This is a genomic window from Pseudomonas neustonica, from assembly GCF_003797945.1.
In the GTDB taxonomy this organism is placed as follows: Bacteria; Pseudomonadota; Gammaproteobacteria; order Pseudomonadales; family Pseudomonadaceae; genus Halopseudomonas; species Halopseudomonas neustonica.
The window spans coordinates 120,962-134,445 of the sequence record NZ_RKKU01000003.1 but is presented as its reverse complement, the minus strand read 5'-3'; the positions used below and the strand labels follow the sequence as shown (position 1 = coordinate 134,445).

10 protein-coding genes are annotated in these 13,484 nt (G+C 59.1%); 2 read left to right on the top strand and 8 right to left on the bottom strand.

The window, feature by feature from the left end:
* Positions 1–6 precede the first annotated feature (6 nt).
* Both creB and creC read left to right on the top strand, forming a co-directional pair.
* Positions 7–702, top strand: coding sequence for a two-component system response regulator CreB (creB, locus tag EF096_RS04295; RefSeq protein WP_123888513.1), 696 nt, complete (start codon positions 7–9; stop codon positions 700–702).
* Positions 699–2,177 (top strand): two-component system sensor histidine kinase CreC, encoded by a 1,479-nt coding sequence (creC, locus tag EF096_RS04290; RefSeq protein ID WP_123888383.1) that lies wholly within the window; start codon positions 699–701, stop codon positions 2,175–2,177. The genes creB and creC overlap by 4 nt, the downstream gene beginning before the upstream one ends.
* Here the strand turns inward: creC and gcvP are convergent.
* From gcvP to pepP, 8 genes are all read right to left on the bottom strand, one after another.
* The gene (gene gcvP / locus EF096_RS04285; RefSeq protein ID WP_123888382.1) at positions 2,174–5,059 is read right to left on the bottom strand and encodes an aminomethyl-transferring glycine dehydrogenase; all 2,886 of its coding nucleotides are present in this window, start codon (positions 5,057–5,059) and stop codon (positions 2,174–2,176) included. The two genes, creC and gcvP, sit on opposite strands and share 4 nt — an antisense overlap.
* Positions 5,060–5,155: 96 nt before the next feature.
* Positions 5,156–5,536, bottom strand: coding sequence for a glycine cleavage system protein GcvH (gcvH, locus tag EF096_RS04280; RefSeq protein WP_123888381.1), 381 nt, complete (start codon positions 5,534–5,536; stop codon positions 5,156–5,158).
* Between the two features lie 29 nt (positions 5,537–5,565).
* Positions 5,566–6,651 carry a glycine cleavage system aminomethyltransferase GcvT gene (gcvT, locus tag EF096_RS04275; RefSeq protein ID WP_123888380.1) on the bottom strand — a complete coding sequence of 362 codons (1,086 nt, stop codon included), beginning with the start codon at positions 6,649–6,651 and terminating at the stop codon, positions 5,566–5,568.
* Between the two features lie 140 nt (positions 6,652–6,791).
* Positions 6,792–8,420: an ABC transporter permease gene (locus EF096_RS04270; protein ID WP_235869626.1), complete on the bottom strand. Its 1,629-nt coding sequence runs from the start codon at positions 8,418–8,420 to the stop codon at positions 6,792–6,794.
* A 187-nt stretch (positions 8,421–8,607) separates the two neighbouring features.
* Complete coding sequence (locus EF096_RS04265; protein ID WP_123888379.1) at positions 8,608–9,609, bottom strand: extracellular solute-binding protein; 1,002 nt, start codon at positions 9,607–9,609, stop codon at positions 8,608–8,610.
* Between the two features lie 86 nt (positions 9,610–9,695).
* Positions 9,696–10,949: an FAD-dependent monooxygenase gene (locus EF096_RS04260; RefSeq protein WP_123888378.1), complete on the bottom strand. Its 1,254-nt coding sequence runs from the start codon at positions 10,947–10,949 to the stop codon at positions 9,696–9,698.
* Positions 10,946–12,136: a 2-octaprenyl-6-methoxyphenyl hydroxylase gene (gene ubiH, locus EF096_RS04255; RefSeq protein ID WP_123888377.1), complete on the bottom strand. Its 1,191-nt coding sequence runs from the start codon at positions 12,134–12,136 to the stop codon at positions 10,946–10,948. Before ubiH ends, EF096_RS04260 begins: the two co-directional genes overlap by 4 nt.
* Positions 12,133–13,473: a Xaa-Pro aminopeptidase gene (gene pepP / locus EF096_RS04250; RefSeq protein WP_123888376.1), complete on the bottom strand. Its 1,341-nt coding sequence runs from the start codon at positions 13,471–13,473 to the stop codon at positions 12,133–12,135. Before pepP ends, ubiH begins: the two co-directional genes overlap by 4 nt.
* Between the last annotated feature and the right edge of the window lie 11 nt (positions 13,474–13,484).

The following is a 13,484-nucleotide window of genomic DNA, read 5'->3' as shown; positions in this document are numbered from 1 at the left end:
CAGGTCATGGCTGACAACATACTGATAATTGAAGACGAGCCGGCAATTGCCGATGCGCTGCTCTATGCGCTGGGTACCGAAGGCTTCGCCACCCAATGGTGCGCACTGGCAGGTGATGGCATGCAGTGGCTACAGAACAATCCCGTAGATTTCGTGATACTGGATGTCGGCCTGCCGGACGAGAGCGGCTTTGAACTATGCCGCCGGATTCGCCAATTCTCATCAGTGCCCATCATGTTTCTGACCGCGCGCAAGGAAGAAGTGGATCGTATTGTCGGCCTGGAAATCGGTGCCGACGACTACGTGGTAAAGCCCTTTAGTCCGCGCGAGATATCGGCCCGGGTGCGCGCCATCCTGCGGCGGGCGCGCCCGGAACCAGCCAACACTGAAACCGCGTCGCTGTTTGTCGACGATTCGGCACGGCGACGCATACGTTATCAGCAAGAGTGGCTGGACCTGACCCGCTATGAGTACCTGATACTCAGCACCCTGCTGCAGCATCCTGAGCACGTACGCAGCCGCGATCAATTAATGGACGCCGCCTGGGATGACCCCGCTGCCAGCCTGGACCGCGTAGTCGATACCCATATAAAGGGGATTCGCACCAAGCTGAAACGCATATTGCCAGGTCACGATCCCATCATCACTCACCGCGGGTTGGGCTACAGCATCAAGGTGCGACCACCCGGTGACCACGCGTGACCCTGAGTACCCGGTTACTGGTCGCCTGGTTTCTGATTGCCGGGCTGGCCACGGTGCTGTTTCTCAGCAGCATCCTTAATCAGGTTCCTTCCTCGGTGCGTCAGGCCAGCGAGGAGGTCATGGTCGATAGTGCCAACCTGCTCGCAGGTATAGCTGAGCTGCACTGGAACGACGGCTTTACCAGCGACAGCCCATTCAGTAACGCGGTCAAACGGTACCTGGCAAGGCCTCTGGACGCCCAGATCTGGTCACGCCACAAAACCCAAAACGAGCTAGTGTTGTACCTGACAGACACCCAAGGCAAGGTCCTCTTCCACACAGACGCAAGCCAGATCGGCGCGGACTACTCAAAATGGCGCGACGTATCCATGACTCTGCGTGGTGAATACGGCGCGCGCACGACGCGCAATGATCCGGAGGATGAAACAACCAGCTTCATGTATGTCGCAGCACCGGTGTATCAGGGCGATGAATTGGCTGGTGTGCTCACCCTGGGCAAGCCAAACGCCAGCCTGCACCCCTTCATCACCCTGGCACACGGCTATTTTTGGCAGCGTGGCGGCATTATTCTGCTGGGCGCACTGTTGCTGGGTGCGGGCATGGCCTATTGGCTTACGCGCTCGGTGCGGCAGTTGGTTGATTATGTCGAGCGGGCGCGCAACGGCGAACGGGTCAGCCCACCGGAGCTGGCGGACCGCGAGCTGGCCCGATTGGCCAGCGCGACCGAAGCCATGCGTCAGGAAATTGATGGTAAGGCCTATGTCGAGCAATACGTGCACACGCTGACACACGAGATGAAGTCGCCGCTGTCCGCCATTCGCGGTGCCGCCGAGCTACTGCAGGAAGACGATGTGCCCGCACCCATGCGCAGCCGCTTCCTGGCCAATATCGACAACGAGTCAGAACGCCTGCAGCGTCTTATCGACCGCCTGCTGTCACTCGCCAGCGTGGAGAAACTAAAACATCTGGAACACCCCGAAATCATCGACCTGGCTGAAATTGCAGGCAAGGAGCTGGAAGCCAAGGGTCCGCTGGCGCAAAAGAAATTCCTCCGTCTATCGCTGACCTGCGCAGCAGCCAGCCAACTGCAGGGCGACGCCTTCCTGATTGAGCAGGCGATCAGCAATCTACTGGACAACGCCATCGAGTTCAGCCCGCCAGAGGGCGAGGTAACGGTCAGCATTGAGGAACAGGACGCGAACCTGCTGGTACGCATCGGCAATCAAGGACCGTCAGTACCGGAGTACGCGCTGGATAGGGTATTCGAGCGTTTCTATTCCTTGCCGCGCCCGGACAGTCAGCGCAAGAGCACCGGGCTCGGGCTGAGCTTTGTCAGTGAAGTTGCCAAGCTACATCATGGTCACATTGAACTGCACAACTGCAATATCGGCGTCGAGGCCGTACTGACCCTGGCTCGCGGCCAGCGCCCGGCAATCGAAGGCAACGCCTCGACCACCGGGCGCACGCGCGCTTAATCCTCGTAGGACTCGATCGGCGGGCAGGCGCAGAACAGGTTGCGGTCGCCGTAGACGTTATCGATACGGTTCACACTCGGCCAGAACTTGTTGGCGGCAACCCACGCCTGCGGGAACACAGCCTCTTCACGGCTATAAGCGCGCTGCCAGTCACCAGTGATATCCGCGAGGGTATGCGGCGCGTTGTGCAGCGGGTTGTCCTCTGCCGTCCACTCGCCCTGCTCGACCTTGCGGATTTCGGCACGGATGGTCAGCATCGCATCAACAAAACGATCCAGCTCCGCTTTGGATTCGCTTTCGGTCGGCTCGATCATCAGCGTACCCGCCACCGGGAAGGACATAGTCGGTGCGTGGAAGCCAAAGTCCATTAGCCGCTTGGCCACGTCTTCCTCGGTAATACCGGACGCCGCCTTGAGCGGGCGAATGTCGATGATGCACTCGTGCGCGACGCGGCCATTGCGGCCGCTGTAGAGCACCGGATAAGCATCACCCAGGCGCTTGGCCAGATAATTGGCATTGAGAATGGCCACGGCGGTGGCCTGGCGCAGACCGATAGCGCCCATCAGTGCGATATAGGTCCAACTGATCGGCAGGATGCTGGCACTACCCCAGGGCGCAGCGCTAACTGCGCCGTTCTGCGGGTTCGGGCCATCCAGCGGTACTACCGGGTGATTAGCAACGAAGGGCGCCAGGTGCGCCTTGACGCCGATCGGGCCCATGCCGGGGCCACCACCGCCGTGCGGAATACAGAAGGTCTTGTGCAGGTTCATGTGCGACACGTCAGCCCCAATATCGGCCGGACGGGTCAGACCCACCTGCGCATTCAGGTTGGCGCCATCCATGTAAACCTGGCCGCCGTGCTGGTGAACGATCTCGCAAATCTCGCGAATACCCTCTTCGTAAACACCATGGGTCGACGGATAGGTAATCATCAGGCAGGACAGCTTCTCGGCGTTGTCTTCAGCCTTCTGGCGCAGATCGGCTACGTCTACGTTGCCCTGATCATCACAGGCGACCAGTACCACGCGCATGCTGGCCATCATCGCTGAGGCTGGGTTGGTGCCGTGCGCCGAGGTAGGGATCAGGCAGACATCGCGATGCGCATCGCCATTAGCTTCATGGAACTTGCGGATCGCCAGCAGACCGGCGTACTCACCCTGCGCGCCCGAGTTGGGCTGCATGCAGATAGCATCAAACCCGGTAATGCCGCGCAACATGGCTTCCAGCTCGTCAATCATCTGCTTGTAGCCCTCGGCTTGCGCCAGAGGAACAAAGGGATGCAGCTGACCGAACTCCGGCCAGGTGATGGGAATCATCTCAGTCGTTGCGTTCAGCTTCATGGTGCAGGAGCCGAGCGGGATCATCGAATGGTTAAGCGCCAGGTCCTTGTTCTCCAGCGACTTGATGTAACGCAGCATCTCGGTTTCCGAGTGGTAGCTGTTGAACACTGGATGGGTCAGAAAATCGGAAGTACGACGCAGCTCGGCGGGGATACCCGGCTCAGTGCCGATAATTTGTGCGTCCAGCGCGGACAAATTCTGCCCATGCGCCTCACCGACAATTACGGCCAGCAGCGTTTCAACCGTAGCACGGGTAGTGGTTTCATCCAGGCTGACACCCACCGCATCACCGTCGATCATACGCAGGTTTACACGCGCGGCGCGTGCGCGTCCGACAATCTCGCCAGCCTTACCCGGCACATTCAGGGTCAGGGTGTCGAAGAAGCTCTGATTACGCAGAGTGACACCCGCCGCCTGCAGGCCTGCAGCCAGAATGGCAGTCAGGCGATGTACCCGGTCGGCAATGACCTTGAGGCCCTGCGGACCATGATAGACCGCGTAAAAGCTGGCTATGTTGGCCAATAGAACCTGAGCGGTACAGATGTTGGAGTTGGCCTTCTCGCGGCGAATATGCTGCTCGCGGGTCTGCAGCGCCATACGCAGTGCGCGGTTGCCACGGGCGTCGACCGACACGCCAATAATGCGGCCAGGCATGGCGCGTTTGTAGGCATCACGCGTTGCAAAGAAGGCCGCGTGCGGTCCACCGTAGCCCATAGGCACACCGAAACGCTGGGCAGAACCAAAGACCACATCGGCGCCCAGCTCACCCGGCGAGGTCAATTTCACCAGCGCTAACAGGTCAGCGGACACACACGCCAGACCCTTTTGCGCCTGAACCCGCTCGATCAGTGGCTTGAGATCGCGAATCTCACCCCAGGTAGTCGGGTACTGGAACAAGGCACCGAACACCTCATGCTCGCCCAGCGTCGACACATCATCCACCACCACGTCAAAGCCAAAAGCTTCGGCACGAGTGAGTACGACTGAAATCGTCTGTGGATGGCAGTCCTCATCGACAAAGAACAGGTTGCTCTTGCTCTTGGCCACCCGCTTGGCCAACGCCATGGCCTCCGCTGCGGCAGTAGCCTCATCCAGCAGCGAGGCACTGGCCAGCTCCATACCGGTCAGATCGATAGTCAGCTGCTGGAAGTTCAACAAGGACTCCAGGCGGCCCTGGGCAATCTCCGGCTGGTAAGGTGTGTAGGCGGTATACCAGCCCGGATTCTCCAGCACATTGCGCAGAATCACCGTCGGCGTCAGGGTGCCGTGGTAGCCCATACCGATACAGGAGGTAAACACCTGATTGCGCGCGGCGACCTGCTTCAGGTAGCTCAGCACTTCGGCTTCGCTACGCGGCGCGCCCAGCTCCAGCAGCTCATTACGCAGAATACTCTGCGGCACGGTCTGACCAACCAGATCCTCCAGCGAGTTGGCGCCGAGGGCGTCGAGCATGGCTTGCTGCTCGGCGGCATCGGGGCCGATATGTCGGCGGATGAAGTCGTCGGTCTGTTCCAGATCAGTGAGGCTGAACGCGTTACTCATGAGTGGTTACCTGCAAAAGACAAATGAAGCAAAAGAAGGAAAGCAAAAAGCCCTGAGGCGACTCAGGGCTTTTACTGCAACAGGACAGACCGCAGATCAGATGGCAGCGCCATAGGCGTCAGCATCCAGCAGTTTGTCCAGCTCGCTAACGTCGCTGGGCTTGATCTTGAAGAACCATGCCGCACCGTATGGCTCGCTGTTGACCAGCTCGGGAGAATCGGTCAGCGCTTCGTTGACCGCAATGACTTCACCGCTGATAGGTGCGTAGATGTCGGATGCAGCCTTGACTGACTCAACCACTGCACACTCTTCACCGGCACTGACCTGGCGGCCCACATCGGGACATTCGACAAAAACCACGTCACCCAGCAAGTCCTGGGCATGGTCGGTAATGCCCACGGTGACAGTGCCGTCAGACTCAAGACGGGTCCATTCGTGGCTGGAGGCGTAACGCAATTCAGCGGGAATATTGCTCATTGATAGGTCCTCAAAATTGAAACGTAATCTTATTCAACAACGGCCTGGCCGTTGCGCACGAAGCTGGGCTTGACCACTCGTACATCGAGTAACTTGCCGCGAATCTCGACTTTGGCCGTGCTGCCTGTACCGCGCGGCACTCGGGCCAGAGCGATCGAGTAGCCAAGCGTTGGCGAGAAGGTGCCGCTGGTGATCTCACCTTCACCCACCCCCTCGACAATAACTTTCTGGTGACCACGCAAGACCGCACGCTCGGACAGGACCAGCCCAACCAGCTTGGGTTGATCGCCGGCTTCTTTCTGCTCGGTCAGGGCCGCGCGACCGATAAACTCGCGGTCGGCTGGCTCCCAGGCAATGGTCCAGGCCATATTGGCGGCCAATGGCGAGATATTTTCGTCCATATCCGAGCCGTACAAATTCATCCCGGCCTCCAGTCGCAGCGTGTCGCGTGCGCCCAGGCCACAGGGCTTGCAGCCAGCAGCCAGCAGCGCATCCCAGAACGCCGCAGCTTCGGTACCGGGCAGCATGATTTCCAGACCATCCTCGCCGGTATAACCGGTCCGGCCGATGAACCAATCGCCGTCAGGCAGGCCCTGAAAGGGTTTGAGATCGACAATAAGTGCTGCACGGGCGTCGGTGACCACTTGCTTGGCAACCTCGATAGCGCGAGGCCCCTGCACGGCGATCATCGCCAAGTCGGGGCGTTCAGTCAGCGTTACGGCAAAGGACTCAGCCTGGCGATTCATCCACTCCAGGTCCTTAACACGCGTCGCGGCATTGACCACTACACGATAGCCATTCACGGTCAGATAGACGATCAAATCATCAATCACGCCGCCCTGCTCGTTCAGCATGCCGCTATACAGCGCCTTGCCAGAGGACTTGAGACGGGCAACATCGTTGGCCAGCAAAAACTGCAGGTAGTTCTGCGCTTCGGTGCCGGTCACGTCGACCACTGTCATGTGCGACACATCGAACATGCCGACGTCACGTCGCACTTGATGGTGCTCTTCCAGCTGAGAACCGTAGTTGAGAGGCATGTCCCAGCCACCAAAATCGACGATTTTGGCGCCAGCGGCAAGATGCTGTTCGTACAGGGGAGTCCGCGAGGCCATGCAGCAGTCCTTCATTCTGTAGGATTTCAAAGCCCGGATTGTAGCCCCAAACCGCATCACTTTGCAGTACTTCACCCAAAGGTAAGATCTGCAGGCGATTTAAAACGGCTTCAGGCTGGCAATGCCGCCTGAAACCGGGCCTAACCCGGGCGCCCTGCCGAACGCCGAATCAACACAATGACCGGTAGTAGCCCTGCCAGCACCAGGCTCAAAGCGGGCAAGGCGGCACGCGCCCAATCACCTTCTGCGGTCAGGCTGTGGATACGCACAGCCAGCGTGTCCCAACCAAAGGGACGCATCAACAGCGTAGCAGGCATTTCTTTCAGTACATCGACAAAAACCAGTAGCGCAGCACTGAAAATACCGGGCAGCAGCAAAGGCAGATAAATACGCCACAGCACGCTGATGCCGTTATGCCCGAGACTATGCGCAGCCTCAGGCAGCGCCGGCCTGATCCGCGCCAGCGAGGAGTCGAGCGGACCACTGGCAACCGCCATGAAACGTATCAGGTACGCCAGTAACAGGGCGAAAAGACTGCCGAGAAGCAATGGCGCAGGATCCTCGGCGCCCCACCACTGCCGCAGCGGAATAATCAGTTGATTATCGGCAAAGCTGAAAGCAAACATGATACCGACGGCCAGCACCGATCCCGGCAGCGCATAGCCCAAGTTAGCCAACGCGACGGCAGAGCGTACCCGGCGCAGCGGCTGCAATCTGCGCGCCAGCACCAGCAGCAAAGCAACCGTCACTGTCACCAGAGCAGCAATCGCGCCCAGCAGCAGCGTGTTGCGAATAAGCGTCCAGTACCGGCTATCGAAGTCACTCTTGCCGCTGCTGACCAGCCAATACAGCAACTGCATTACCGGAATGATGAAGGCAATAGCCAGCACCAGCAGGCAAAAGCCGAAGGCCAGCCAGCCACGCACACCTTGCAGCCGGTAAAGCGCGCCCTGGCGGGGGCGCTCAGCGCCGGGGAAGCGCTTGCTGCCTTGCGCGCGGCGCTCGGCGTAAAGCGCGAGCAACACAAATAACAGCAACAAACTGGCCAGCTGCGTCGCCGTCTGCAAGCTGAAAAAGCCATACCAGGTCTTGTAGATCGCGGTAGTAAAGGTGTCGTAGTTGAACACCGAGACAGCCCCGAAATCTGCCAGCGTCTCCATCACCGCCAAGGCAGCACCAGCACCGATGGCCGGACGCGCCATGGGCAAGGCTACACGCCAGAAGGCTTGCCACGGGGTATGCCCCAGCACCCGCGCCGCATCCATCAAGCCGCGACCCTGAGCCAGAAACGCCCCGCGCGCCAGCATGTAAACGTAGGGATAAAAAACCAGTACCAGCACCAGAATCACGCCGCTGGTAGAGCGAATCGACCACATACGAAAGTCGTTACCCAACCAATCTCGCAGCAGAGTCTGCAAAGGACCAGCAAAATCCAGCAGACCGATCATCACAAAAGCGAGCACATAAGCAGGAATAGCAAAGGGCAGCATCAGTGCCCAATCGAACCAACGGCGGCCAGGAAACTCGCAGAGACTGGTCAACCAGGCCAGACTCACGCCTAACATCACCACCCCGGTGGCGACACCGATAATGAGTATTAACGTATTACTCAGCAGTCGCCCCATCTGCGTTTGTAGCAGGTGCGTCCAGATATCTACATCCAGGCTATTCCAGCTGAGCACCAGCACCACGAGCGGCAAAAGCACCAACACAGCGGCGGCATAGGCAACCAGACGCCAACGGCGTTTATCGGCAATGGAAGGGCGCACTACAACAACTCCTGCCAGCAGGCTGTTGAAAAATAAAGGCGAAGCAGCCAAGACAAGGGCCAGTTCAAACACAGCATTGGCCAGACAACTAGTCTTTCAACCGGCTGCCCACCCAGATACAACAACGCCCGGTCTAGCGACCGGGCGTGCAGTATATCGACAAATAGCGCTCAGAGCTGCGCCAGGATCAATGCCAGCCAACGCGATCCATCATCATGATGGCTTCCGCCTGACGACGACCAGCAACCTCAACATTGACGTTGTCAGCCTTGAAGTCGCCCCAGGACGCCACTTCGGCAGAGGGTGCGACCGACTCATTCGCCGGAAACTCCTGATTCACATCAGCAAAAACTCGTTGCGCTTCCTCGGTGGTAAGCCACTCAAGGAACTCGATCGCGCCCTTGCGGTGCTTGGCGTAATGCGTCACACCGGCACCAGAGATATTGACGTGCACACCACGGTCATCCTGATTCGGCCAGAACAGCTTGACCGGCAAGTCGGGATTGGCCACTTCAAGGCGCCCGAAATAGTAGCTATTGACGATACCCACGTCGCACTGACCCGCTGCGATGGACTGCAGCAACGCCGTATCATCCGGGAATACTGGAGTCGCCAGGTTATTGACCCAGCCCTGCAACACCTCGGAAGTCCGCTCCGCCCCCAGGGTCTCGATCATCGTGCCGGTTAGAGACTGGTTGTACACCTTTTTCGCGGTACGCAGGCACAAGCGACCCTGCCACTCACTGTCAGCCAGCGCCTCATAGGTACTCAACGTCTCGGGATCAACTCGTTCGGTTGAGTAGGCAATGGTACGCGCACGCAGCGAAAGACCGGTCCAGTAGCCGTTGGCCGAACGATACTGAGCGGGGATATTGGCTTCAATTACGTCGGATTTAACCTCACGCAGCACACCCTGTTGCTCTGCCTGCCAGAGGTTGCCAGCATCAACCGTAATCAGCAGGTCTGCCGGCGTGTTGGCGCCCTCTGCCTTCAGTCGCGCCAGCAGCGGCGCTTCGCTGTCAGTAATAAACTGGATATTGGTGCCGGTCTTTTCGGTGTACAGATCGAACACCGGCTTGATCAGGTGATCTTGACGGGAGGAATAGACAACCAGCTCCTTGGCTTGGGCCAGGTTGCCCAGTGTGCTCAGCGCGAGCCCGATGACGGCTGCATTGCGAATCACTGACATGGAAACGCCTCTTGGTCGAGAAATTGAAGGCAGATGATAATGATTAGAGTTTAGCTTATCAAACTATTAGTGCTGACTGCCCAGTCTTATGGCCGGGCCAGTGAGGGCAACTCACCACTCACGCCCATAGCGCGTCGCATCACTTCTGCCTTGATCAACGGAGCCTGATCAAAGATCGTCATACCCGCATTGCGCAACCAGCGCAGCGGCAAGGCCTGCGCATGAAACAGTCGTTCAAAGCCTTCCATCGCCGCCATGACCGCCAAATTACTACCCATGCGTGCACGCTCATAGCGCTGCAGTACCGCGAGCTCGGCCAGGCTTTCTCCGCGCGCTAACGCCTCATGCAATACATCACTAAGCGCAGCCGCATCGAGAAAACCCAGGTTCACGCCCTGCCCCGCCAGCGGATGAATGCTGTGCGCAGCATCACCAACCAATACCAATCCCGGCATCGCATAATGCTTGGCATGGCGTTGGCGCAGCGGGATGCTGACTCTTTGATCAACTGACAGGACCGGCCCCAGGCGCGCTTCCAGCGCCTCGGTGATGGCTGCGCAGAACGCCGTATCATCCAGCGCCATCACCTCTGCGGCCGCGTCTGGCAAAAGCGACCATACAATGGAGCAGTAGTGTTTTGCGTCCTGAGAGGGCAAAGGCAGAAACGCCAGGGGGCCGCTCGGCAAAAAGCGCTGCCAGGCCGTGTGCTGATGTGGCTCAGACAGTTCAACCGTAGTAACCACCGCATGATGCAGATAATCCCACTCGCGCATGGCAAAGCCAGCCAACTCGCGCAGTCGAGAGCGCGCACCATCGGCGGCCACGACCAAAGGTGCCTGCAGGCGCTGGCCATCATTGCCGTCAATTCGCCAGCCGCTATCTTCACGCACCAGACCGCGAACCTTTACGCCCGGCAACAAGGTTACCTGGCTGGCGTGCAGTTGCTGCAGCAAGCCATTCTGCACCCGGTAATTCTCAACAATATGACCCAGCCGCGACTCACCCAGCGCTTGCGCGTCAAAATGCACCTCACCAGTGCCTTCTGCGTCCCACACGCACATACTGCGGTAGGCCACGCCCGCATCAGAAGCAAACCGCTGCCAGGCACCCAAGCCCTTGAGTATTTGTTCCGAGGCCGCACTCAAGGCGCTGACGCGGGGATCAAAGCCCGAACCGGTAACCGGAGCCGGAATTAGCTCCAGCGCCTGGCTGTCGAGCAAGCCGATGCGCAGCCGAGTATCAGCCAGGGCGCAGGCAAGTGCCGAACCCACCATACCGGCACCGACAATCAGTACATCGAAGTGCTGTGTTGAATCCGTCTGCTGCGCTGCTGTGCTCATCCCTTCAACCCCATGGCCTGACGCGCAAAAACCGTTTTCAGTGGCGAGACTATATCCATTCCCAGCAACCCCAGATTGCGACCAGCCGCCAGGACCGGCCGTTGATTACTGAACAAGCGTGTCAGCCAGTCGCTAACTGCAATGGTCTGCCGTTGATCGGCTTGCTGCCGTTGCAGGTAATGCTGCAGCAAGCGCAAGTCGCCCGGCGACTGCGCCTGACCGGCACCAACAAGGGTATCCGCCAGCGCCATGGCATCGCGCAGCGACAGATTAAACCCCTGCCCCGCAATAGGATGCAGACTGTGCGCAGCATTACCCAGCACGACCAACCCGGAGCGCACCTGCTCCTCGGACTCGGTCAGGCTAAGCGGATAACTGTGTCTTGAACCCACCTTCTTCAGCGCGCCCATGCGAAAGCCAAAAGCGTCCTGCAATCGTGCCAGAAAGGCAGCATCCGACAACTCAGCGACCGCAGCCGCTTCGTCTGCAGGCAACGTCCAGACCAGGGCGCTGCGCTTCTCTGACATCGGCAGCAAGGCCAACGGGCCGCTTTCGGTAAAGCGCTCGTAAGCCACACCCGCGTGTCCGTCAGCGCTGGTAATGTTGGCAATGATCGCCGTCTGCCCATAAGGCCGACTCTGGCGATGAATACCTAGCTGCTCTAGCAAGCCAGAGCGTCCGCCATCGGCGATCACCAGCAAATCAGATTGCTGCTGATGCTCGCCCTGTTCTGCCGCCACTGTCAGTTGGTAGCCTTGCGGCGCAGCGGCCACCCGAGTAACCCGCGCTGGTGCTTGCCAGCTCACCACCGAATGATCCAGCGCGCCAAGCAAGGCCTCGCCGAGCACCGCGTTCTCAACGACATAACCGAGAGCTGGCACGCCTTCGCGCTGCGCCGCTAAACGAGTCACCCCAGGATGGCCGCGATCCGAGACGTGAATATGCGCAATAGGCTCAACCCGCTGCGCCAAAGCAGGCCATAGGCCTAGTCGCTCAAGCAACAAGCGGCTGCCATGGGACAGTGCAGTGGAACGCGCATCGTAGCTGGGTTGATCATCAACAGCGCCGGGCGGGTGACTTTCAATCAACTGCAGCTGCCAGTCATGCTGCTGCGCATGCGATTGCAGTGCCAGCGCCAGACTGGCGCCAACCATGCCACCACCGACAATGCTGATCACCTTGCTCACGCGGGCTCCGCCTCCGTCTGGCGTGCGGCTGCCATCAGTGCTTCTATCTCGTCCGGCTCCTTAACGACATTGCCGGTCAGCACCTGACAACCCGTTTTGGTGACCACCACATCATCTTCAATACGAATGCCGATACCGCGCCACTTACGGGGCACGCTGTCATCGTCTGGCGAGATGTAAATACCTGGTTCAACGGTCATTACCATCCCCGGCTCGAGTGCGCGCCAGACGCCGCCGACGCGGTACTCACCCACGTCATGCACGTCCATACCCAACCAGTGACCAACTCGGTGCATGTAAAAGCGGCGATAGGCTTCAGCGGCAATCAGCTCGTCCACATCGCCCTTGAGCAGCCCCAATTCCACCAGCCCTGCGGTAATGACTCGCAGACTGGCATCGTGCGACTCGTTCCAACTACGATCCGGCCCAATCGCCTCGATTGATGCGTACTGCGCGGCCAGCACAATGTCATAAATAGCGCGTTGTTCAGGGCTGAAGCGACCGTTGGCTGGAAAGGTGCGGGTAATATCACTGGCATAGCAGTCAAGCTCGCAACCAGCATCAATCAGAATCAGGTCGCCGTCGCGAATCTGCGAGGTGTTTTCGGTGTAGTGCAGAATACAGCCGTTGCGGCCCGCAGCCACAATCGAGGAGTAAGCGGGCGAACGGCTGCCATGGCGCATGAAAGTATGCTGCAACTCGGCTTCCAGCTGATACTCATACATGCCTGGACGGCAGACTTGCATGGCACGGGTATGCGCCTCACAGGAAATATCGGCTGCACGCTGCATGACCTTGAGTTCACCAGCGCTCTTGTACAGCCGCATATCATGCAGCAAGTGATCCAGCGCAACGAACTCGCTGGGCGGCTGCGCACCCAGGCGCGCCTTGCTGCGAATCTGATTGATCCAGTTGGTCAAACGACGATCAAACTCAGGATTGGCGCCCATCGCGTAGTAGACACGCGTGCGCCCTTCGATCAGCCCCGGCAGAATGTCATCGATATCCGTAATCGGGAACGCATCACTGGCACCATACTCACTGACAGCGCCATCCTGCCCGGCACGATAACCATCCCACAGCTCGCGTTCCTTGTCCTTCTCCCGGCAAAAAAGCACGTAATCGCCATGCTCACGGCCCGGCACCAGGACGGCAACCGCTTCCGGCTCGGGAAAGCCTGTGAGGTACTGGAAATCGCTATCCTGTCGGTAATTATGTTCTACATCACGGTTGCGCACATAAACTGGCGCGGCCGGCAAAATCGCAATGCTGTTGGGTTCCATCTGATTCATCAGCGCCTTACGGCGGCGGGCGTAATCCTGCTTGCTGATTTGCATGAAGACCTCGA